Annotated in this window: 16 protein-coding genes and 6 pseudogenes; 16 read left to right on the top strand and 6 right to left on the bottom strand. The window is 59.2% G+C overall.

What is annotated here, in order from left to right; translation table 11 throughout:
* Positions 1–518 precede the first annotated feature (518 nt).
* From J2R78_RS07435 to J2R78_RS07365, 14 genes and pseudogenes are all read left to right on the top strand, one after another.
* Positions 519–1,613: an ABC transporter ATP-binding protein gene (locus J2R78_RS07435; protein WP_253609768.1), complete on the top strand. Its 1,095-nt coding sequence runs from the start codon at positions 519–521 to the stop codon at positions 1,611–1,613.
* Between the two features lie 88 nt (positions 1,614–1,701).
* Positions 1,702–2,769: an ABC transporter substrate-binding protein gene (locus J2R78_RS07430; protein ID WP_253603648.1), complete on the top strand. Its 1,068-nt coding sequence runs from the start codon at positions 1,702–1,704 to the stop codon at positions 2,767–2,769.
* A gap of 72 nt (positions 2,770–2,841) precedes the next feature.
* Positions 2,842–4,083, top strand: coding sequence for an ABC transporter permease (locus J2R78_RS07425; protein ID WP_256558806.1), 1,242 nt, complete (start codon positions 2,842–2,844; stop codon positions 4,081–4,083).
* A gap of 5 nt (positions 4,084–4,088) precedes the next feature.
* Positions 4,089–4,919: an ABC transporter permease gene (locus J2R78_RS07420; protein ID WP_253609766.1), complete on the top strand. Its 831-nt coding sequence runs from the start codon at positions 4,089–4,091 to the stop codon at positions 4,917–4,919.
* 237 nt (positions 4,920–5,156) lie between these two features.
* Positions 5,157–5,611, top strand: a pseudogene (locus J2R78_RS07415) (IS630 family transposase); the annotation flags it as partial.
* 94 nt (positions 5,612–5,705) lie between these two features.
* Positions 5,706–6,469 (top strand): IS5 family transposase gene (locus tag J2R78_RS07410; RefSeq protein ID WP_139481326.1). Its coding sequence is split into 2 segments (ribosomal slippage): positions 5,706–6,041 and positions 6,044–6,469, totalling 762 coding nucleotides; the frame shifts between segments, so codons are not numbered across the junction.
* Between the two features lie 520 nt (positions 6,470–6,989).
* Positions 6,990–8,194: pseudogene (locus tag J2R78_RS45215) on the top strand (group II intron reverse transcriptase/maturase).
* 337 nt (positions 8,195–8,531) lie between these two features.
* Positions 8,532–8,998, top strand: a pseudogene (locus tag J2R78_RS07395) (transposase); the annotation flags it as partial.
* Positions 8,979–9,291 (top strand): annotated as a pseudogene (locus J2R78_RS07390) (transposase domain-containing protein); the annotation flags it as partial. The pseudogenes J2R78_RS07395 and J2R78_RS07390, both read left to right, overlap by 20 nt.
* Positions 9,288–9,581, top strand: coding sequence for a plasmid pRiA4b ORF-3 family protein (locus J2R78_RS07385; RefSeq protein ID WP_309144986.1), 294 nt, complete (start codon positions 9,288–9,290; stop codon positions 9,579–9,581). The pseudogene J2R78_RS07390 and the gene J2R78_RS07385, both read left to right, overlap by 4 nt.
* A gap of 22 nt (positions 9,582–9,603) precedes the next feature.
* Complete coding sequence (locus J2R78_RS07380) at positions 9,604–9,771, top strand: hypothetical protein (protein WP_253603642.1); 168 nt, start codon at positions 9,604–9,606, stop codon at positions 9,769–9,771.
* Positions 9,772–10,285: 514 nt separating this feature from the next.
* Positions 10,286–11,632 (top strand): IS5 family transposase, encoded by a 1,347-nt coding sequence (locus J2R78_RS07375; RefSeq protein WP_069280586.1) that lies wholly within the window; start codon positions 10,286–10,288, stop codon positions 11,630–11,632.
* Between the two features lie 1,165 nt (positions 11,633–12,797).
* Positions 12,798–14,141 (top strand): LLM class flavin-dependent oxidoreductase, encoded by a 1,344-nt coding sequence (locus J2R78_RS07370; protein WP_253603640.1) that lies wholly within the window; start codon positions 12,798–12,800, stop codon positions 14,139–14,141.
* A 647-nt stretch (positions 14,142–14,788) separates the two neighbouring features.
* Positions 14,789–15,067, top strand: coding sequence for a hypothetical protein (locus J2R78_RS07365; protein WP_253603638.1), 279 nt, complete (start codon positions 14,789–14,791; stop codon positions 15,065–15,067).
* Positions 15,068–15,190: 123 nt separating this feature from the next.
* Here J2R78_RS07365 and J2R78_RS07360 read toward each other — a convergent pair whose 3' ends face one another.
* The 3 genes from J2R78_RS07360 to J2R78_RS07350 all read right to left on the bottom strand — a co-directional run bounded on the left by J2R78_RS07360 (position 15,191) and on the right by J2R78_RS07350 (position 17,513).
* Positions 15,191–15,379: a transposase gene (locus J2R78_RS07360; protein WP_253603636.1), complete on the bottom strand. Its 189-nt coding sequence runs from the start codon at positions 15,377–15,379 to the stop codon at positions 15,191–15,193.
* Positions 15,380–15,455: 76 nt separating this feature from the next.
* Entirely contained in the window at positions 15,456–16,802 is a 1,347-nt protein-coding gene (locus tag J2R78_RS07355) for an IS5 family transposase (protein ID WP_069280586.1), read from the bottom strand.
* Between the two features lie 228 nt (positions 16,803–17,030).
* Positions 17,031–17,513: a MarR family winged helix-turn-helix transcriptional regulator gene (locus J2R78_RS07350; protein ID WP_253603634.1), complete on the bottom strand. Its 483-nt coding sequence runs from the start codon at positions 17,511–17,513 to the stop codon at positions 17,031–17,033.
* Positions 17,514–17,960: 447 nt separating this feature from the next.
* Between J2R78_RS07350 and J2R78_RS07345 the strand changes: the two genes are divergently transcribed.
* Both J2R78_RS07345 and J2R78_RS07340 read left to right on the top strand, forming a co-directional pair.
* On the top strand, positions 17,961–19,493 hold the full coding sequence (locus tag J2R78_RS07345; protein WP_253603632.1) for a porin: 1,533 nt from the start codon (positions 17,961–17,963) through the stop codon (positions 19,491–19,493).
* A gap of 158 nt (positions 19,494–19,651) precedes the next feature.
* Entirely contained in the window at positions 19,652–19,792 is a 141-nt protein-coding gene (locus J2R78_RS07340) for a hypothetical protein (RefSeq protein ID WP_253603630.1), read from the top strand.
* A gap of 83 nt (positions 19,793–19,875) precedes the next feature.
* Here the strand turns inward: J2R78_RS07340 and J2R78_RS07335 are convergent.
* The 3 genes and pseudogenes from J2R78_RS07335 to J2R78_RS07325 all read right to left on the bottom strand — a co-directional run.
* Positions 19,876–20,330, bottom strand: a pseudogene (locus J2R78_RS07335) (ATP-binding protein); the annotation flags it as partial.
* A 131-nt stretch (positions 20,331–20,461) separates the two neighbouring features.
* Positions 20,462–20,629 carry a hypothetical protein gene (locus J2R78_RS07330; protein ID WP_253603628.1) on the bottom strand — a complete coding sequence of 56 codons (168 nt, stop codon included), beginning with the start codon at positions 20,627–20,629 and terminating at the stop codon, positions 20,462–20,464.
* A gap of 196 nt (positions 20,630–20,825) precedes the next feature.
* Positions 20,826–21,866 (bottom strand): annotated as a pseudogene (locus J2R78_RS07325) (IS66 family transposase); the annotation flags it as partial.
* Between the last annotated feature and the right edge of the window lie 71 nt (positions 21,867–21,937).

The following is a 21,937-nucleotide window of genomic DNA, read 5'->3' as shown; positions in this document are numbered from 1 at the left end:
CGACGCCAAAGCTTCTCCAATATCATGTAGGGCGTCGACGGTGGCTTGCTACGAGGCGGGCCGAGGCTGGGCAGTCGGGCCCCGGGGCGGTTTCGATCATAGGCTGCTCGATGACTCACTCCACTGCTAGGATGAGCGAGCTTTTGTGGATCCCGCTTTCGTTCGCGCATCATTTATCAGTGGTCCCCGGCGGTAACTTCGATGACACAAATCTTCGCATTTGCCCGATTAGACGCAGAATTTCGGCTCACCGGCAGGCTACATTTGATGGAATCAGCTTTAGCAGCCCGATAATATTTTCGTGAAAGACAAAACCTCCTACGACTATGGGTCGCTGGGGTAACGCAAGTAGGGAAGGAATGCGCCAGTTGGTCAACCACATGCGGCTCATCCAGACGTGCTCCCGTAATCTCGACGGGGCGCGCGAGAAGTTGCAATCTGTCAAGAAAGAACATCGTGGTCTGGTGGCCAGCGGCACCACAGTAGCGCGCGGAGCGCCGGGGCCGGAGAGAGGGTCGATGCCCGGCGCGAACAATGCCTTTGTGAAGTTCTCCGACGTCCAGAAGACCTACGACGGCGAAACGCTGGTCGTTAAGAATCTCAACCTGGACGTCGCCCGAGGTGAGTTTTTGACCATGCTGGGGCCATCCGGCTCCGGCAAGACGACGACCCTCATGATGCTCGCCGGCTTCGAGGTGCCGACCCAGGGGCGAATACTTCTGGAGGGCCGCCCGATCGACAACATGCCTCCGCACAAGCGCGATATCGGCATGGTGTTCCAGAGTTACGCGCTTTTTCCGCATATGACCGTGGAGGAAAACCTCGCCTTCCCGCTCAAGGTGCGCAAGCTCGGCAGGACCGACATCGAGACCAGGATCAGGCGGGCGCTCGACGTGGTCCGGCTCGGCGCCTATGGCAAGCGCCGGCCCGCTCAGCTTTCAGGTGGTCAGCAACAGCGCGTCGCGCTTGCCCGCGCGCTCGTCTTCGATCCCAAGCTCGTACTGATGGACGAGCCGCTCGGCGCGCTGGACAAGCAGCTGCGCGAGCAGATGCAGCTCGAGATCAAGCATATCCACGAGGATCTCGGTGTCACTGTGGTCTACGTGACGCATGACCAGGGCGAGGCGCTAACGATGTCGGACCGCATAGCGGTGTTCAATGACGGAGTGATCCAGCAACTCGCCGGGCCCGCCGAGCTGTACGAGCGGCCACAGAACGCCTTCGTCGCCCAGTTCATCGGCGAGAACAACCGGCTGCACGGCAAGGTCGTGGCGATGAATGGCACGACCTGCATGATAGAAATTGCCGGTGCGGGCAATGTGCAGGCGCTGGCGATCAATGTCGAGGCGGTCGGCCGGCCGACCGTGATGTCGCTGCGGCCCGAGCGAGTACAGCTGAACCCTATGCCGGGCTTGCTGCCCAATGTCTTCGGTGCGCGTGTTATGGAGGTGATCTATCTGGGTGACCACGTGCGCACTCGCGTCTCAGTGTGCGGCCATGATGATTTTGTGATCAAGCTACCGAATTCGGAAGGTCTGGTGCAGCTCGAGCCGGGCGCATCGATCACCGTCGGATGGAAAATAGAGGATTGTCGGGCGCTCGACGCGTCTTGACGGTGACCTGGCTCTGCCGCGAGCAAGCTGGGTCTTCGGCAACGCCACCTCGATCCTGGAGGTGGCCTAGCAGGAGAGGGGTTGGACAATGAGAAAGCCATTGAGGATTGCGAGCGGCTTAGCTGTCATAGGCCTGGCGGTGGGTGCATTTGCGTCGGCGAAACTTGCCTTTGCGGACGATCGGCTGACGATTACCTCCTATGGCGGGGCCTACCAGTCGGCCCTGCGCAAGGCTATGTTAGAGCCCTTTTCGAAAGAGAGCGGGATTAAGATTACCGAGGACGAGTACAATGGCGAGTACGCCAAAATCCGCGCCATGGTTCAGTCCAATAGCGTGAGCTGGAACGTGGTCGACATGGCCCTCGATGCTGCGTTGGAACTGTGCGCCGACGGCTCGCTTGAGCCGATCGATTGGACGAAGCTCGGCCTCGACCGGGCCAAGTTCATAGGCGGGTATGCGTCGGATTGCGGGGTGCCGTATGCCATTTCTACGACGGTCTTCGCCTACGACAAGGAAAAACTTCCGAACGGCCCGAAGACGATCGCCGATTTTTTCGACCTCCAAAAGTTCCCGGGCAAGCGTGGAATGAAGAAGAGTTATCCCGACAAAGATCTCGAATGGGCACTGATCGCAGATGGCGTGCCCGTCAAGGAGGTCTACAAGGTCCTCACTACGTCCGAGGGGGTTGACCGCGCTTTCAGGAAGCTCGACACGATCAAAAAGGACGTCATCTGGTACCAATCATTGGCCCAGGCGGCGCAACTTCTCGCCGATGGTCAGGTCGTTATGACCATGTCCCCGTACACCCGCATCTACGACGCCGTCAATAACTCTGGCAAGCACTTCGAGACCGTGTGGGATGCCAACGTATGGGAGTTGGCTCTGCTAACGATTCCAAAGGGCAGTCCTCGGTTGGACGCCGCTTACAAGTTCCTCACATTCGCCGGCTCGCCCCAATCGCAAGCCGACTTAACGCGGTACACCCCCGTCGGGCCGCCCAATAAGGACTCAATCCCGCTCATTGACCCGGCGATGCTACCTTATCTCCCGACTGCGCCCCAAAATATGGCTAATGCTCTGCCGAAAGATGCCGCCTTCTGGGCGGACAAGGGCGCCGAGTTGAGCCAGCGTTTTACTGCCTGGCTCGCGAAGTAAGACAAGGAACGACGGGAGACCTTGTAACCTTGTATTCGCCTCGCCACTGAAAGGGAGTAGTCGATAGTGACGATGGCCGTCCAAATCTCCGACAGGCCCGACAGGATGGCGCTGCGGATTCAACTGCAGCGGGCCGAGCGCCGGCGCAAGCTGAGGGCCTTCGCCCTCGTCCTTCCGCTGTTGCTGTTCATTCTGATTGCCTTCATCTTGCCGATTGGCCGGATGATGTTCAACGCCGTTCACGATGAGACGCTTCTGCGCCTAATGCCGCAGACGATGGCAGCGCTCAGGGAATGGCACGGCAAGAATTTGCCCGAGGAGAGCGTCTATGCCGCTCTTGCCGCTGACCTCAAGCGGGCCTGGGTGCAGAAAACCACGGCGACGATCGGTAAGCGAATAAACTACGAGCTGCCCGGCGTCGGCAGCCAGGTCACGTCAAGTGCCCGAAAGGCAAGCACGCTTTCCGCCGGCCCCTATAAGGCGGCGCTAACAGAAGTGAGTCCGCTCTGGGCGCGACACGACGTCTGGAGCCTGCTGAAGCGCGGAAGCTCGGGCTATACAGCCTACTACCTGCTGCGTTCGGTCGACTATCAGTATGGCCCCGACAGCCAGATCGTCGCCTCACCGCCCGAGAACGCGATTTTCCGCGACATGTTCCTGCGCACGCTTGGTATCAGCGTCGCCGTGACCGCCGCGACACTGTTGCTGGGCTTCCCGGTAGCCTATCTCTTGGCGATATTGCCATCCAGGTACAGCAATCTGCTGATAATCATGGTCGTATTGCCGTTCTGGACTTCGCTGCTGGTGCGCACCACGGCTTGGGTCGTGCTTTTGCAGCAGCACGGCGTTGTCAATGACGTGCTGATGGCGCTGCATATACTATCACAGCCGGCGCAACTCATCTTCAATAGGGTCGGCACGCTGGTAGCCATGACCCATATCCAGCTGCCCTTTACTCTGCTTCCGATCTACAGCGTGATGAAGACAATTTCGCCCAGCCATGTCCGCGCCGCCCGATCGCTCGGCGCCGGGCCATTCTACGCTTTCTGGAAAGTCTACTTTCCTCAGACCCTGCCGGGGATCGCCGCCGGCTGCCTCCTGACGTTCATTTTGTGCCTAGGCTACTACATCACCCCAGCACTCGTCGGGGGGCCGAGCGACCAGATGGTCGGCTCCTTCGTCGCCCACTACGCGAACGTAGAACTCAACTGGGGCATGGCCTCGGCCCTCGGCGTCATCCTGCTCTTCGCGACCTTGCTGCTCTACTATGTCTTCAACAAACTTGTCGGCGTCGACCGGATCAAGATGGGATGAGAATGATGGCCGCACCCGCCTATGTCTCTCCGATGGAAAAGGGATGGTACTATCTTCATCGGCTGATCTGCGGGGCGGTGCTGCTGTTTCTGATGGCGCCGATCCTCGTGATCATCCCGCTCTCGTTCAATTCTGTGCCCTTCTTCACCTATCCGATGCCAGGGCTGTCGCTGCGATGGTATGAAGAGTTCTTCTTGACCAGCCGGTGGCAGGGCGCGCTGCACAACTCGATCGTCGTCGCGGTGTCGGTCACGCTACTGTCGACCGTGTTAGGCACGCTTGCAGCGCTCGGCCTCAGTCGTCCGAACTTCCCTTGGCGCACGGCGGTGATAAGCCTGCTGATCTCGCCGATGGTCGTCCCGGTCGTGATCACCGCGGTGGCGGTGTATTTCTTCTATGCCGATGTGGGCCTGCTCAACACCTACACGGGGCTGATCCTGGCGCACACGACGCTAGCCACGCCCTTTGTCGTCATCACCGTGACCGCCACCCTGAAGGGTTTCGACCAGTCGCTGACCCGTGCAGCTGCTGGACTTGGCGCGCCGCCGATCACTGTCTTCTTCAAGATCATCCTGCCGCTCATCCTGCCGGGCATGATCTCCGGTGCGCTCTTCGCCTTCATCACCTCCTTCGATGAAGTGGTGCTCGCCCTCTTCGTAGCGAGTGTCGAGCAGCGGACCTTGCCCAGGGTCATGTTTTCCGGCATTCGCGAGGAGATCAGTCCAACCATTATTGCCGCCGCCACAGTGCTGACCCTGTTCTCCGTCACAATGCTGACCACTGTCGAACTGCTGCGGCGGCGTTCGGAGCGCCTGCGAGGTATCCGTACCACGTGACGGATCCTGTCTTAGATTGAGAGTCGCAGAAGAATACCTCCGGGCCGAGTGAAAAGACGTAGGCTGGGCAGCGCCGTGGCGCCGAGGACGGTGCTGGGGAAACCGTCGATTCGAACCAGGAAGCAGAACGCTGCAACTATTAGTCTAAAGGGGGATGGGGTTAGGTTGAATCGATTGGGATTCCTAAATCAGTGAGTTTCTGATTCATCATGCTGGCTGGATTGGAGGCCAGCATGGATGGGCAAGCCTTATTCTCTGGATCTCCGTAAGCGTGTCGTGGCCGCGATCGAGCGCGGGATGTCCCGCAATCAGGCAGCCAGGCGGTTGGGGGTGGCGATCATCTGGATGCAGCGGGTTGAGGAGACCGGCAGCGTTGAGCCTGGTCAAATGGGCGGGCACAAGCCGACAGGCGGTTTCGGGAGACCACTCGGTCTGGCTGTCGCGGCGGATCAAGGGTGGCGATTTCACCATTCGCGGTCTCGTGGCCGAGCTTGCCGAGCGCGGCCTGAAGGTCGACTACCACTCGGTGTGGGACTTCGTGCATGCCGAGAAGCTCAGCTTCAAAAAAAAGCGTGGCGGCTGGCGAACGCGATCGATCCGAGGTCGCGCGGCGGCGAGCCCAGTGGACAAAATATCAAGGTCGCGTCGAAGCTGAACGGCAGGTCTTCATCGACGAGAGTGTGCTGCAGACAGCGGAAGGAGTTCAACATGAACTAGGTGGTGTGGACTCTAAGGATTCCCTTTTAGGCGCAAATCAGATTCAAGGCTGCTTTTGGGGAGGCCGCCTTGGGTGTGATGGACCGCTTGGTATTGAGCGACGCGACATGGGAGCGGATGGCGCCGCTGATCATCGGCCGGCCTGACCAGAAGGGTTCGACCGGACGGGACAACCGGATGTTTGTGGAGGGCGTACTTTGGATCGTGCGCACTGGCTCTCCCTGGCGTGATCTTCCGGAGGTGTTTGGAGATTGGAACAGCGTGTTTCGGCGCTTCAGTCGATGGAGCATCAAGGGGGTCTGGTGGCGCATATTCGAAGCGATGTCCGGTGATCCGGACTTCGAGTATCTGATCGTCGACTCCACCATCGTCCGGGCGCACCAGCACGCCGCTGGGGCGAAAAAAGGGGGTCTGAAGATCAGGCGATCGGTCGCTCGCGCGGTGGCCTGAGCACCAAGATACATATGGCCGTTCGCGGCCTGGGATGTCCCGTACGGTTCAAGCTCACCGCAGGTCAGAAGAGCGACGTACCGCAAGCCGCCGAATTGATCGAGGGATTACCTGCCCAGGTCGTCATGGCGGATACGGCTTATGACGCCGATCACTTGCGCCAGGCGATCGCTGCCAAAGGCGCGCTCGCCGTCATCCCCAACAACCCGTCACGTGCGCTCAAATATCCGCTGGACAAGCATCTCTATGCCCAGCGTCATCTCGTCGAATGCTGCTTCTCAAAACTCAAGCAGTTCCGCCGCGTCGCAACCCGCTTCGAAAAGACCGCCCGAAATTACCTGGCCGTCGTTACTCTCGCAGCCATCGTCTTATGGATGCGATAAATGTCCACACCACCTAAGACCGATGGTGAAGCTGCGGGAAAGATGGGGGCTGGCCCCCCGAGATCGGCTTTCAGGAGCGGGTCTCAATCCAGTCCGAGCTGCTGCGGTAAAGAGCCGTGGTGGTGAGCGTCGGATCAAAAGTTCGGATCAAACCGAGCAGGTGAGTGTCCGAAAGACGAACGAAAGTGAACCCTCCGAGGACGCGTCGTTATGAATCCAAGCGTCGTCAAAACCAGGACCGTCTCGTCATCCTGGGACAAGTCCGCCAGATGCCTGACGACCGGGCGGGCGGCGACCGGCGTAGAGGGGGCGTGAGTCGGACACAGGCTTTCGCGCGGAACTGCAGGAACCAGGCTCTTGATGCCAAGAGAGAAGCGCAAGCGGCGCCAACCGTGAGGCGAGAGTACCGATGCAAGAGACTGGGGCGGACCGATCCGTAGGAGCGTTGAGGGCCCTGTAATGGGGTCGGAGCAAAGGGATCGGGTCAGGTAGTCGTACTCTTGGACCAACTGGAAACAGGATGACTTCGAACGGTGCGACAAACAAGCCGTTCTCGATCGAGAAGCGGCGAGTGTACGAAACGTACAAGGCGGTCAAATCCAATCGCGGTGCGGCCGGAGTGGACGGACAGACCTTGGAGATGTTCGAGACAGATCTGGCAGGGAATCTCTACAAGATCTGGAATCGGATGTCGTCAGGGACCTACTTTCCACCTCCAGTGCGCGCCGTCGCTATTCCAAAGATGACGGGCGGCGAAAGGATTTTAGGTGTGCCCACTATCAGCGATCGGATCGCGCAGATGGTGGTCAAACAGATGATTGAGCCGGAACTGGAATCCATCTTCCTGCAGGACTCTTACGGATACAGGCCGGGAAAATCGGCTCTGGACGCCGTGGGCGTCACGCGTCAGCGGTGCTGGAAATATGATTGGGTCCTGGAGTTCGACATCAAAGGACTGTTTGACAATCTTCCGCATGGAGCATCGCAGCGACAGCCTGTCGGCAGCGCCCGAGCGAACCAGGAACGCCACAAGGCGGATCGATCAGTGTACTTTTGAGCAACCTCTACCTTCATTACGTTCTCGACCTCTGGTTCGAACGCGTGGTGAAGGGTCGGTTGCAGGGCGAAGCCCGACTGGTGCGCTATATCGACGACTTTGTGATCTGCTTCCAATATCGATCGGACGCCATCCGCGTACAGGAGGCCTTCCGTCTTCGGTTGGGGAAGTTCGGCCTCACTCTAGAGCCGACCAAGACCAAGTTGGTCGAGTTTGGTCGGTTCGCGCAAAGACACGCGGGCAAACGCGGCAGAAACCGCCCGGAAACAATCTACTTTCTGGGTCTGACGCTCTATTGCACGCGAAACCAAAAAGGCAACTTCAAGGTTGGGATGCGCACCGAGAAATCTCGGCTAAAGCGCAGCCTTATGTCTCTGCAGGAGCTGATGCGGCGAATACGGCATTACAAAATCAGTGACCAGGCCGGTGAAATCAACGTCGTCCTGCGCGGCCACTATGCCTATTACGGCGTCGCCGGAAATCTCCGGAGTCTCGTAAAAGTTTATCGGGCCGTGGAGCGTTACTGGCGCGGAATGCTGCGCAGCCGCAGCTGGGCAGGCGGCCACCTCACTTGGGACGCCTTCAACCAAATCAAAGAACGGACACCGTTGCTGAAGCCTAAGCTGCGCCTTCCTTATCGGGAGCTGCAGGCGCTTGCGGTGCTGTGAACCAACTGTCGAAGAGCGTCGGTGCGGGAAATCCGCACGCCACGTTCTGTGGGAACCGGGGGCGGGCGACCGCCTCCGGTGACCCGGTCGGGAGGCGGGCGACCGCCTCCCGCGACCCGGTGAGCGCTGGGAAACCAGCGTCCCTACCGCGACCGATCGGACACCCGTGGTGCTTGCGCAGCCACATTTTGAAGTGAGCCACCAGGCGCGGTTCGGCATGCCGCAATGCGGCGGCGGACTGGCAAACGCCAATTTCGGCGAGGTGCTGGCAAAAGAGTCTGGCACTGAAAATGGTGTGGTAGTTGCGACGCCTCCCATGGCGCGCGGACATCTACAAGTGCTGTTCCGCGCCGAGCCCGAGACGCTCGCCACCGTCGCCGCCGATTTCTGGCGACTGGGCGCGCAAATCGGTGTCACCGCGGTGCTCCATACTTGGGGTCAGCCCCTCCAGTACCATCCGCACATTCATTGCGTGGTGCCAGGCGGCGGCCTCTCGTTCGACGGCACGCGCTGGATCGCTTGCCGCCCCGGCTTCTTCCTGCCGGTGCGCGTGCTCTCGCGCCTGTTCGTCGCCTGGTCCTACAGAAACTGCAGAATGCGTTCGAGGTGGGCAAGCTAGGCTTTATCGCCGACCTCGTCGGTCTTGCCGAGCCTACGGCTTTCGCCACCGGGGTCGGCCAACTCAGACGCAGCGAATGGGTGTTCTATGCCAAGCCGCCGTTTGGTGGTCCCGAGTAGGTGTTGGCTTATCTCGGCCGCTACACCGCGAAGGCTTTGCGCTATTTGGAACGGCTTGACGCTCTACCTTGATGACGGGCGCATCGAGATGGACACGAATGCGATCGAGCGCGCGATGCGGCCGATCAAGCTCAATGCCAAGAACTCCCTTTTTGCCGATTGCGACCAGGGCGTCGAGAGTTGGGCAGTACTAGCTTCGTCAATCGAGACCTGTAAGCTCAATAGCGTTAGCGCCGAGCACTGGCTCTCCGACGTCCTCGCAAAGCTCGTCAGGCTGGCCTGCGGCGCGACTGGACGAACTGCTTCCCTGGGCGTCGACCTATGCGATTCATGCGCACGATCCGAGGCTGGCAGCATGAGCCTGAACACGACCGCCGTCCGGATCAAGGTCACCCTCAAGGACGTGAAACCGGAGGTGATGCGTCGCCTTGTCGTACCCGTCACCCTGCGCCTTGATCGGCTGCATCTGACGCTTCAGGCGGCGTTCGGCTGGACAAACGGCCACCTCTTCGAGTTCTTCGCTGGCGAGTCCATTGGGGGATTCCTGATCCCGACGGTGATTTTGGCCACCAGCTCATCGATGCCCGCAAGGCGCGCCTCTGCGACATCGTGCACAAGACTGGCGCCAAGACGATCCATTATCTCATGACTTCGGCGACAGCTGGGACCATGTGATCAAGCTCGAAAAATGGTTCGACAACACAACGACAGAGGATCTTCCCCTCTTACTCGAGGCCGGCCGTTGTCCTTTGGAAGATGCGGCGGTCCGCCAGGCTATGCCGAATACCTCGATGCCATCGGCGACGCCGCCCAGCCAGAGCACGAACATATGCGGCTAGTGGGGGCCCGAAACAGTTCGACCCAACGTCGTCGACCGAAAGGCGCTCGAGGCCACCGTCAACGCATTGTCCGAAATTTGGAAGCCACGCCGGCACAAGCTGCGATGAAAATAGGCGTCAAGCGCCAATCAAAAGGGCCGCTAAGCTACGCTTACGCTTCATCGAAGCCGGACGATCTTACATCGGACCGTGTAAGTGCCCTGGCGGCGCTGCAGGCCGAGCGTAAGGCATGGCTGCTCGAGCACGGAATGGTTCGAAAAGAGGGCCGGGCCTCGGCCTCCACAGGGGCCACGGCCAGGTCCTTATGTCCCGAAGGCACGGCTTGTCTCAGGAGAACCGGTTACTCAGTCGCCTGTGAACAAGCCTGTAAGCGATTGAGCGGGAGTCTGTTTTTGGGATTTGACGGCGTTTGAGATTGCAGGGATTTGAGGCTTGATGGCCGCAAACCTTGCAAATTCGTTTTGTGGATTCCTCTCCGCTGTGAACCGTGCTTCTGTGGTGCACCGGAGGGATGATGCGGCCGAAGAAGCACAAGACGACGGGATCGAACGATCTGTTCCGGGCACGGCTGGACCAGATCATCAACATGAAGCACGAGCTCGTTCTGCTTGCCGGCAAGATCGACTGGGACTGGATCGACGGCGAGATCGCCCCGCTCTACAGCGAGAACGGCAGGCCGGGGATCGAGACCCGCTTCATGATCGGGCTGCTGTTGCTCAAGCACATTTACGGGCTGTCCGATGAGGGGGTGTGCGAGCGCTGGGTGCACGATCCGTACTTCCAGTTCTTCACCGGCGAAGAGTTTTTCCGGCACGTTTTCCCGCACGAGCGCTCGGACCTGAGCCATTGGCGCAAGCGGCTCGGCGACAAGCTGGAGCAGTTGTTGGCCGAGAGCCTTCGGGTGGCGCACGAGACCGGTGCGTTACGCAGCCAGGACCTCAAGCGGGTCACGGTCGACACCACAGTGCAACCAAAGGCCATCAGCTTCCCGACCGACGCCAAACTGCTGCATGCAGCGATCCGGGGGCTGAACCGCCTGGCGAGGAAGCACGGGGTCAAGCTGCGGCAATCCTATTGTCGCGTGGCCAAAAGCGCGGCGATGATGGCGGGCCGTTACGCTCATGCCAAACAGTTCAACCGGCATCAGCGGCAGCTGCGTATCCTGCGCAGCCGGCTGGGGCGGATCATCCGCGACATCCGCCGCAAGATCGAGGGCGAGGCGACGCTGGAGGAGGCGTTCGCCCTCCCGCTTGGCCGGGCCTCGCAGATCCGCTCGCAGCAGCAGCGCCAGCGCGGTTTCAAGCTTTATTCTTTCCATGCCCCGGAGGTGGAGTGCATCGGCAAGGGCAAGGCCGCCGCACCTTATGAGTTCGGCGTAAAGGCCTCCATCGTCACCAACAATCGCCGCGCCCCCGGTGGCCTGTTCGTGCTGCATGCCAGGTCGCTGCCCGACAACCCTTACGACGGTCACACGTTGCGGGATGTTATGGACCGCACCGAGACACTCACCGGCTGTGCGATCGAGCGGGCCTACGTCGACAAGGGCTACCGCGGCCACGACGCGCAAAATCCCCGCCGCGTCTTCATCTCCGGCCAGAAGCGCGGTGTTTTCGGCGCCATCAAGCGTGAGCTGCGCCGCCGCTCCGCCATTGAGCCCATCATCGGACACCTCAAAGCCGAAGGACACCTCGGCCGGTGCTACCTCAAGGGCCGCGCCGGCGATGCCGCCAACGTCGTTCTCTCCGCCGTCGGACACAACCTCCGTCGCATCCTCGCCTGGTTCAGAGAACTTTTGCGCCTGTTGTTGGTCTCGCTCTGGCGCACGCTCAACTGTCCAGCTCAGCTCAATCCGGCTTCTTAACGGTCGACTACTCACGAAACAGCCGCGCTCACCGACTGGAGATGCCAGGAAGGAGCCCATCAAAGATACAACCTCAGTACCTCGAGCGCGGAGCTTACGTCTACATTCGCCAGTCCTCGATGCGCTAAGTCGTCAGTGAGTCGAGAGCACCGGAAATATGCGCGCCCAGATGGTGCTCGGCGCCCCAAGGCACGTCAGGTGCAACGTGGCGCAGGAGCTTTTCAGCGCCTAGTCGGCAGAGCGGCGTGGGGCGTTTCGGCATCGTGATGGGCGGATCGTGAGGAACGGTGCCGACTGGCATCGCTTGCTGGATATCTGCCCGTCCGGTTCGCGGACAAAAATGGTATGTTCGATCGATAAGCTTCAAGGACCGGTCCTGCCCGGCCTCGAGGGTACAATGAGCGAAGCTGAGTTGCACGGCAACGTGACGCTCAATCCCGGCTCAGAGATCGGGGAGACGATCGCCCTCTTTCCGACCTCTTGCGACTGGCGCATGTAATTGTCTACGGCTGATCTGCGTCACCGTATTCGCGTGGAGCAATGATTTTCGCCTTGATCAACTACCAACGTTAGCAATTGATCCCGTCGACACAAACGTGTCAGCTAATCCCACGATGAGTGTCGGGTCAGGAAAGTGACGTTTTAAGGAATTCGGGTATGCAACATCGACCAAGCTCGCTTGTCGTCAGCAGCCCTGATCGTGCATCGGCTCGCCTCGACCAGGAGTTCCATTTGCTGAGTTTTATCCGACTTGTCTTTCGTCATGGAGGCGCATGATGAGCTTTCCGGCGCGATCGCGGAGCGATCCGGTCTTACGGGAATCTAGGCATCGGGCCTACTCGTGCTCTCCCGGCCACCGCATTACGAGCGACGCTTCCCAGAGAGAGTTAGGTGATATCGGTGGGCGCAGAGTGGGCACTGGCCGTGCTGGTTGATCGTGACTCAGCAAGAAAGAGCCGGCCGTTTCACTCACATTGGCCGCCGTCCATTGTGCGCAACTTAGTGGGCGATGGAAAGCTAGTAGCTATGCGGCCGAATAAGCTTTCGGTGCCGACAGGGAACCGGGATTTAAGAAATTCGGCTCGGCACTTCTGTGGCCTACTGGAAAACACTGCACTAACTGAACTGGTTCGCGACGATAGTCCAATTCGCACGGAGGTGCTGCATGCGACGCAATGATGAAATGAAGCTGGGAGTATTCCTCTTTGACGCGGGATATCACGAGGGTGCATGGCGCGATCCGAACGTATTAGCGAACTGCGGAGTTGATATAGGCCATTATACTCATCTGGCGGCGCTTGCGGAGGGGGCGGCATTTCACTTCATATTTCTGGCTGATACCCCAAGCGTATCCGAATTAGACGATGCACATATAGCTCGTTCAAGCCGAAACGATGGGTTCGAACCAATCACGCTCTTGTCCGCGCTATCATCGAGAACACAACTTATCGGCCTTGTCGGAACGGCGACAACTACGTACAATCATCCTTATCATCTCGCACGCATGTTCGCCTCGCTTGATCACCTATCGGTGGGGCGTGCTGCCTGGAACATAGTCACGTCAACCCTTAAATTCGAAGCCCCAAATTTCGGTGAAAAGGAACTTCCAGATCATGACGCTCGCTATGTTCGAGCGAGAGAATTCGTAAAAGTCGTCAAGGGTCTTTGGGATACGTGGGAAGATGACGCTTTTATTCGCAACAAGCAAAGTGGTATTTTCGTTGACACTTCGAAGCTGCATTTGCTCGACCACCGAGGGGAACACTTAGCAGTCAGAGGCCCACTGAATGTCGCAAGGCCGCCACAAGGGTATCCCGTATTGGTTCAGGCTGGCGCATCCGATGCTGGAATAGCATTCGCTGCGGAAGTCGGCGAGGTCGTTTTCACCGCCGAACCTTCGTTGGAAAACGGTAAGCGATACTATGCGATTCTCAAGGAGAAAGCGCGCTCTCTTGGGCGGGAAGACGATCAGGTTCTGGTCATGCCGGGCATTGTCCCGATCGTTGGGAGGACTCAGCAAGAGGCGTCCGAAAAGCTTGAAAGGCTACGTTCGCATATGCACATCGACGTGCAAATTGCATTGGCCGATCGCGCGCTGGGTTCTGTTACCGAGCTACGTTCAATGAATCTGGACTCATTAGTACCCGAAGTATTACCGCAGACAAATTTCATGCGGAGTCGTCAGAGGCTGCTTCTCGACCAGGCGGCGCGTCAGAAATTCACCTGGAGACAACTGATCCGTTTTATATCGGACAGCAAAGGCCATCTTATGGTTGTCGGAACGCCGGACCAAGTTGCCAACGCGATGGTGGATACATTTGATCAACGTGCGGCTGATGGCTTCAATGTTCTCCCAGCGGCACTTCCTGGCGGACTGAAGGATTTTATTGATCTCATCGTTCCCGAATTGCGCCGACGAGGCAAATTCAGATCTGGATATTCCGGAAAAACGCTAAGAGAGAACCTCGGTCTCAAGCGGCCACTTAATCAGTTTACGCAGCAAGCGTAAACGATAAGTGCAAGCCGGACAGGCTGCGACCTGCTGAAGGTGCTGGAGGTGTAATCCGCTCTTCGGGAATTTCTCGGCCGGGTAGCGTTCGCAGTTCCTTAATGACGATCTGACGCAGCCGCTCGCTCCCGTGCCGCTCGGCCAGGGGCCGCTTGAGCGCCTCAGGATCATGGCTGTTCCGTGAAGAACCAGTGCGGCGGCCGGCTCAAGGGAGTTTTGATTTGGGACGGTTTCGAACGCGCAAAAGCTCTGCTAGCCATCGCAGAAGCAGGCCGAAGTTGAAGCATGATCAGTGGATGTTGGAGGCGGATTTGAAGAACGTCTTCGGGAGTCTCGACCATGATTGACTCCCCCGGTTTATCGAACATCGGGTGATCCGCGCCTGATCAGCTTCATCCGGCGCTCGGTTGAAAGCTGTTGTCTTGGAATACACAGCCATGTATCCGAGCGAACAAGGAAAGCCACAAGGCAGACCGATCAGTGTACTTTTGAGCAACCTCTACCTTTATTACGTTCTCGACCTCTTGTTCGACCGCGTGGTGAAGGGCCGACTGCGGGGCGAAGCCCGACTGGGTGCCTTATTTTGACGACTTTGTGATCTGCTTCCTATATCGATCGGATGCATTGTGAGTTGGCGCGTCTTCTGGATGACGATGCTCAGTCGCTCCTCGCCGAATGCCGTACCGCAAACGGCGCTGACGGATCCCGAAATCAGGCTTCTTGATCATTTGGTGAAAGACAGGGGTGGTGATTGCTCTCGACGAAGCACGCTCTCGCACTATGTCGTCAAGATCGCGCGGCTCGGAGGATATTTAGCCCGAGCCAACGATCCGCCTCCAGGAAATACCGTGATCTGGCGCGGACTATCGCGGCTGACCGACATCGAACTTGGAGCCGCAATCGAGGCAACAATTATGGGTAATTGAAAGCTCAGCTTGCCGCTTACGCTCTTCCGTCGACGCGCCGTCATCGTCAAAGGCGCTTCGGCCACTTCCCGCGGCGGCACGGACGGTCCAATCTCGACCGGCACGAACGGCGCTATACTCGCTTCACCGGTGCTTGCAAAGCTCTTTGCGCCACCGGAACAGCTGGCTCACATGAAGACCAGCCATGCGAGCCACCTCGGAGACACTGGCTCCGGGCTCGAGCGATGCTGCAACGAGCCGTTCCTTCTCATCTTGCGACCACCGACGCCGCCGCTCGACCGATGTGATCACCTCTGCCCGCGAAATCGTCATAGCGCTTCTCCTAGGACTGCAGCGCTCGCGTCCGTCAAACAAGGCGGCCCTCAAAGGAGGGATACCTAGTCGACCGTTAAGAAGCCGGATTGAGCTGAGCTGGACAGTTGAGCGTGCGCCAGAGCGAGACCAACAACAGGCGCAAAAGTTCTCTGAACCAGGCGAGGATGCGACGGAGGTTGTGTCCGACGGCGGAGAGAACGACGTTGGCGGCATCGCCGGCGCGGCCCTTGAGGTAGCACCGGCCGAGGTGTCCTTCGGCTTTGAGGTGTCCGATGATGGGCTCAATGGCGGAGCGGCGGCGCAGCTCACGCTTGATGGCGCCGAAAACACCGCGCTTCTGGCCGGAGATGAAGACGCGGCGGGGATTTTGCGCGTCGTGGCCGCGGTAGCCCTTGTCGACGTAGGCCCGCTCGATCGCACAGCCGGTGAGTGTCTCGGTGCGGTCCATAACATCCCGCAACGTGTGACCGTCGTAAGGGTTGTCGGGCAGCGACCTGGCATGCAGCACGAACAGGCCACCGGGGGCGCGGCGATTGTTGGTGACGATGGAGGCCTTTACGCCGAACTCATAAGGTGCGGCGGCCTTGCCCTTGCCGATGCACTCCACCTCCGGGGCATGGAAAGAATAAAGCTTGAAACCGCGCTGGCGCTGCTGCTGCGAGCGGATCTGCGAGGCCCGGCCAAGCGGGAGGGCGAACGCCTCCTCCAGCGTCGCCTCGCCCTCGATCTTGCGGCGGATGTCGCGGATGATCCGCCCCAGCCGGCTGCGCAGGATACGCAGCTGCCGCTGATGCCGGTTGAACTGTTTGGCATGAGCGTAACGGCCCGCCATCATCGCCGCGCTTTTGGCCACGCGACAATAGGATTGCCGCAGCTTGACCCCGTGCTTCCTCGCCAGGCGGTTCAGCCCCCGGATCGCTGCATGCAGCAGTTTGGCGTCGGTCGGGAAGCTGATGGCCTTTGGTTGCACTGTGGTGTCGACCGTGACCCGCTTGAGGTCCTGGCTGCGTAACGCACCGGTCTCGTGCGCCACCCGAAGGCTCTCGGCCAACAACTGCTCCAGCTTGTCGCCGAGCCGCTTGCGCCAATGGCTCAGGTCCGAGCGCTCGTGCGGGAAAACGTGCCGGAAAAACTCTTCGCCGGTGAAGAACTGGAAGTACGGATCGTGCACCCAGCGCTCGCACACCCCCTCATCGGACAGCCCGTAAATGTGCTTGAGCAACAGCAGCCCGATCATGAAGCGGGTCTCGATCCCCGGCCTGCCGTTCTCGCTGTAGAGCGGGGCGATCTCGCCGTCGATCCAGTCCCAGTCGATCTTGCCGGCAAGCAGAACGAGCTCGTGCTTCATGTTGATGATCTGGTCCAGCCGTGCCCGGAACAGATCGTTCGATCCCGTCGTCTTGTGCTTCTTCGGCCGCATCATCCCTCCGGTGCACCACAGAAGCACGGTTCACAGCGGAGAGGAATCCACAAAACGAATTTGCAAGGTTTGCGGCCATCAAGCCTCAAATCCCTGCAATCTCAAACGCCGTCAAATCCCAAAAACAGACTCCCGCTCAATCGCTTACAGGCTTGTTCACAGGCGACTACCTAGCGATCACGGCTTACGAATTTGTGCTCTTCGTGGGTAAGCATCATCGCTTCGTGCCTACAACGCGCCTAAATTCAATTTTTGCGATGCGAGCCGGCTATTCTTGGCGATCGAGGTTAGCCGCCTATTGAGATAATCAAGCGACTCCTCATCCAGCCCGCCAAACATGGTCGAGTGGAGGGCTTGTCTCTTATCCGACAGATTCGTGATTTCCGCCCGCGCCTTTTCTGTCAGCGAGATCTGCAGAAACCTTGCGTCATCAGGCGATGTTACGCGAGTCAGGAACCGCATGTTTTCGAGTTTTTTTGTCTGGTTAGTAACAAAGGCGGGGTGAATTCTTAGTTTGTTCGCAACTGCAATTCCCGAAACGCCGCGACCTTGGTCAAGTTCGTCAATGGCCATCAGGATTAACCACTGTGGTTCGGTCATTCCTAACAGCTCACCCCAAGTTTTGTGTATTGCCTCGAGTTGAGAGTGAATCTCGACAATGTTCCAGATGAAGTCCGTAACAGCTCTAATAGCTTGTTCTTTTTCGGCCATGCTGGTCTTTCCATCTCTTGCCCAACCACGGGCGCTTTCTCGTTAGCTAGATTGCACATATCCGTTTCGGACACTTCACCAACCTAGGCGTCTTCTGGATAAAATTAAGTTGTGCAATTAAAATTTATAATGTTTCCGGCCCGCTTTAGTATCCGCTCACCGCCTGAACTAATTGTGAAGCCTTTAGTAAGCTTTACCGATAACAAATCCGGGTGAGAAACCCCGCTTTTTCGCGGAAACAAACTCGAGTGTTGCCAAATTACGACATTTCGCAAGAAAAACACGCAATCAAAATGATTGATTGAAACAATTGATTGTGACAATTAAATTCTAGTCGACGGCGAGGGGGGCGCCTCGACGTGTTCCGTCGAGAACCCGCCCGTCGGCGAGCTAGTCGAGGCGGACCTTGGAAGGACGAAACGATATTTCCAGCTTGGAGGTTCATCAATGAAGCTGACAAAGATTCTTATCCTCTGCTCTGTGGCGATGTTTGCGGGGGGCGGGGCGCACTCGGCCGATCTTCCGATGAAGGCGAAACCTATCGAGTACGTAAAGGTGTGCTCGCTCTATGGCGCCGGATTCTACTACATCCCGGGCACCGAGACTTGCATCAAGCTTAGCGGTTATGCGCGAAACTGGATCACCGTGCGGTCAAATGTTATCGCTGGCACCGCCGACTTCGGTGCGGGTGGCGCGCAAAACCGCCTTAGCAACAACTATACGTGGCGAGCTCAGGCGAATCTGGGCATCGATACTCGCACTGCGACCGAGTATGGTCTGCTCCGCACCTACTTTTTGGCCGGCTACAGATGGACAACGGGGAGCTACAGCGGGCAAGGAAACGGGTCTACCGTTTACCAGTCAATCGGCGGCGCTCAGGCGCCGAACAACGCCAATCCGGGCGCTGTCGCTGGCGGTACGCTCGCTGTCTACTACGCCTTTATCCAGTTCGCTGGTTTCACAATCGGTAAGGCGCAATCGCAGTTCTCCCCGCCATGGGCCGACTATCCGGCCAACTGGTACGACGTGGTAGGCGGCAGCGGCTGGGACCCCGTGAACCAACTCACCTACACCGCCGATTTCGGCCAGGGCATCACGGCCTCCTTCTCGGCCCAGGATCAAGTCGTCAGCTACACAACCAACATCTGGAACGTGAGCGCTGCGTCGCCCGCCGGTATCGCCTCTGGTTCGTACGGTGCCAATGACATTGGCGGAACGCGCGCTCCAGACTTCATTGCCATGCTTCGTGTTGACCAGTCCTGGGGCCTCTTCCAAGCGTCGCTTGCCGCTCACGACAACCATTCGGCTTACTATGGTGCAACCGAGCTCACCGGTCATCCGGATGACAAATGGGGCTGGGCTGGTCTGCTGGCATTATCAATCAAGAATATCCCGACTGGCCCGGGCGACACAATCAATATGGCCGGCGTGTATACGAAAGGTGCAAGCCGTTATAACTTCAATAGCTATTTTGGCAGCACCTTCGCGATGTACGGCGGTACGAACTTGGCGGGTGTTTACCAGAGCATCGGAGTTGCCGGTCTTTCTGACTCAGTGTTCGTGACGGGCTCCGGCCAGGAGTTGACCACCACCTTCGGTTTTAACGGTGGCTACACTCACAACTGGAATCCGCACTGGGCCACCACCATCTACGGTGGATGGGCCGCTGTTCGTTACAACGGCACAGCCAAGGGCTACATCTGCAATGCTGTAGTCACAGGACTCGCTTTGTCGAACGGGGTCGCCGGCTGTAACCCAGACTTCAACTATTCGAGTGTCGGTACATACACCTCCTGGACCCCCGTCAAGGGCCTGACCTTCTTGGCCGAAATCAATTACACAATGCTGGACCAGAAGTACGCGAGCGGAAGCACCGTGACGCTGCCGCTGCAGTCGGGTATTGCAAAGCCAGGCGCTGCGTATGAGCTGAAGAATCAAAATAGCCTGACGATGCTGCTCCACGCTCAGCGCAACTGGTGACACGCTGCCAAACCAAAGCGAAAAGACTCGATCGCTAAATCTCGCCTGACCTCCAAAATGCCTCCGGCATGCCCGCCGGAGCGCTTTTTTTAGCTTCCAATCCATTTTTCGAGTATGTGAGCGTGGCGTCGCATAGTGTTTGACAAGTTGAGCCGCTCTTGGCCGTTGAGATCTGCCGCTCGTTCTCAGTCGCCACCAGTCAGGATGTGAACATTCCAGAGCCATCAATCAAGCAACACGCGCTGTTTCTTCTCAATGGCGCCGTCCGCAATATTGCCACCGAGCCGAACGGGCTCTGACCTGCCACTGCTTCCTCCGCAAGGAGTTAAATTCCAATCCGAAGGCGGACGGATAGGTGAACTGCCCGCAATTCATCCGTCAACAGGCGCGGGACGCGCTGGTAGAGGACGCAGCGATTGTCGCGGCAGGCCTTGTGGCCGAGCGCCGAGGCGGAGCCAGCTCTTGCCGACGACGGCCGGTCCGCAGATCAACAGGTTGGTTTGGTCGTCGATCCAGCGGCCTCGACAAGTTTGGCGAACAGCGCGCGGTCGAGCGGGATGTGGTAGTCGACGTCTTCAACATACGCCTGCTGGCGCAACTTTTGGCGTCGAGCAGGCGGGTGGCAAGCCGCTTGTTGTGGCGCAGCGAGGCTTCACGTTCGAGCAGCAGCGCGAGCCATTCGGCGTGGCCGAGACTCGCGGCCTCGCCGGTTGCTTCGATGTCGACGAAGGCCTTGGCCATGCCGTGGAGGCCGAGGGCGTTGAGGCGGTCGAGGGTCGGGTGGTGCGCAAGGGGTGGTCTCGTAATTGTAGTATCGTGGTCCGCGGATGTCGGCATGCAGGATCGGCGCGCCGCCCGCGGAGCGCTTGGGAGCGGGACGCCGATCGAGATTGTTGGCCAGGATCGATTTGACCGAACCGTAGGTGCACGCACCGATGTCGATTGCCGAGCGGCCGCGGCGCCAGCCGTTAGCGCGGATGCGCGGCGATCCGCTCGCCCTTGTCGAGGATCTCGACGATGCGGGCGGTAAGCCGCACCTCGACCTCGGCGCCCGCGAAGCGGTGCGGGACGCTGTAGCAATGCTTCTCCACCTCGACGTGGTAATCTGCTGACGCGGCGGATCCGCAACTCAGCATGCACTTAGGGGGCTTTCCGGCAAGGGTTTGAGCGCCGGCCGGTCGATCCTCCTCGAGCAGCCTGCGGCGGTCACGCCGCCGCCGGATCGGCCGCTCCTCATTCAGCCGCGTTAGCAGCGTACGCACACGACGAGGGCCGCCCGATTGACGCACTGCGCGCGGGTCTCGAGAGCGCTATGATGGCGTTGGGTGAAGATCAGGCGGCCCGCTGATCGGAGGGCTCTGCAGCCTGGCGCAGAAGCTTCCATTCCCAGGGCAGCAGTTCGTGCAGACGCGAAGTGGGAAGATCGGCGATACGGGTGAGGACGTCGGCAAGCCAGGCCTTTGGATCGACGTCATTGAGACGACACGTCGTGATCATCGTCAGCATGATGGCGGCACGGTTGGCCCCACGCTGGCTGCCGGCGAAGGTCCAGTTGCGCCGTCCCAAGGCGATGCCTCTCAATGCGCGTTCAGCGCAATTGTTGGTCAAGCAGATCCTGCCGTCGTCGAGGAAGCGGGCGAAGCCCTCCCAGCGCCTGAGCATGTAGTTGATCGGCTTCAGGACCTCGGACGAGCGCGAGAGGGTTTCGCGCTCGCGCAGCAGCCAGGCGTGCATGTCGTCGAGAAGCGGCTTGCTCTGTTCCTGGCGGACGGCGCGCCGGTCGTCAGCGTCACAGCCGTTGATGGCGCGCTCGATCTCGAACAACGCGTCCAGCCGCTTGACCGCCTCCAGTGCGATCGGGGAGACCGGTTTACCCTTCTTGCCCTCCCGAGCATTTTTCTCGATGTCAGCCAGCTCGAAGAAGCCTCGCCGGGCATGGGCAAAGCAATACGCCGGCGTAATTGGTAGTGTCTTCTTCTGCGGATCGAACAGCGGCTCGAAGCCGTTGTAGCAATCGGCTTGCAGGATGCCGGCGAAGGCGGCCAGATGCTTCTGGGGATGCTCGCCTCGTCGGTCACCCGAGGCGTAATAGACCGCCGCAGGCGGCGCAGGCCCGGCAAAGGGCCGATCATCCCGTACATACGTCCAGATCCGTCCGGTCGTGCACTTGCCCTTCGCCAGGATCCGGATGGTAGTGTCATCGCCATGAAGGCGCTCGGCAGCGAGCACATGGCGTTCGATCAGGTGGAAGAGCGGCATGACCGCGAAGGTCCCGTGGCCGACCTGGTCCGCCAGCGTCGACAACGACAGGTCGATCCTCTCGCTCTTGAAGCGCGCGCTTTGGCGGTTGAGCGGGATATGCATGCCGAACTGTGCGTCCAGCGAAGGCTGGCATGTTCAGCAGGAGTTAGTCCTGCCGGGGAAAAAGTTAGCTCCCCGTAGTG

It is taken from the genome of Bradyrhizobium sp. USDA 4538 (assembly GCF_024171045.1).
Taxonomy (GTDB): Bacteria; Pseudomonadota; Alphaproteobacteria; order Rhizobiales; family Xanthobacteraceae; genus Bradyrhizobium; species Bradyrhizobium australafricanum.
This window is presented reverse-complemented; position numbering and strand designations above follow the sequence as displayed.

What these genes read in the sequence shown, in the direction of transcription:
- J2R78_RS07435 (WP_253609768.1), top strand. Translation starts at nt 519, where the DNA reads ATGCCCGGCGCGAACAATGCCTTTGTGAAGTTCTCCGACGTCCAGAAG.
- J2R78_RS07430 (WP_253603648.1), top strand. Translation starts at nt 1,702, where the DNA reads ATGAGAAAGCCATTGAGGATTGCGAGCGGCTTAGCTGTCATAGGCCTG.
- J2R78_RS07425 (WP_256558806.1), top strand. Translation starts at nt 2,842, where the DNA reads ATGGCCGTCCAAATCTCCGACAGGCCCGACAGGATGGCGCTGCGGATT.
- J2R78_RS07420 (WP_253609766.1), top strand. Translation starts at nt 4,089, where the DNA reads ATGGCCGCACCCGCCTATGTCTCTCCGATGGAAAAGGGATGGTACTAT.
- J2R78_RS07385 (WP_309144986.1), top strand. Translation starts at nt 9,288, where the DNA reads ATGAGCCTGAACACGACCGCCGTCCGGATCAAGGTCACCCTCAAGGAC.
- J2R78_RS07375 (WP_069280586.1), top strand. Translation starts at nt 10,286, where the DNA reads ATGCGGCCGAAGAAGCACAAGACGACGGGATCGAACGATCTGTTCCGG.
- J2R78_RS07370 (WP_253603640.1), top strand. Translation starts at nt 12,798, where the DNA reads ATGCGACGCAATGATGAAATGAAGCTGGGAGTATTCCTCTTTGACGCG.
- J2R78_RS07365 (WP_253603638.1), top strand. Translation starts at nt 14,789, where the DNA reads ATGACGATGCTCAGTCGCTCCTCGCCGAATGCCGTACCGCAAACGGCG.
- J2R78_RS07360 (WP_253603636.1), bottom strand. Translation starts at nt 15,379, where the DNA reads ATGACGATTTCGCGGGCAGAGGTGATCACATCGGTCGAGCGGCGGCGT.
- J2R78_RS07355 (WP_069280586.1), bottom strand. Translation starts at nt 16,802, where the DNA reads ATGCGGCCGAAGAAGCACAAGACGACGGGATCGAACGATCTGTTCCGG.
- J2R78_RS07350 (WP_253603634.1), bottom strand. Translation starts at nt 17,513, where the DNA reads ATGGCCGAAAAAGAACAAGCTATTAGAGCTGTTACGGACTTCATCTGG.
- J2R78_RS07345 (WP_253603632.1), top strand. Translation starts at nt 17,961, where the DNA reads ATGAAGCTGACAAAGATTCTTATCCTCTGCTCTGTGGCGATGTTTGCG.
- J2R78_RS07330 (WP_253603628.1), bottom strand. Translation starts at nt 20,629, where the DNA reads ATGCTGAGTTGCGGATCCGCCGCGTCAGCAGATTACCACGTCGAGGTG.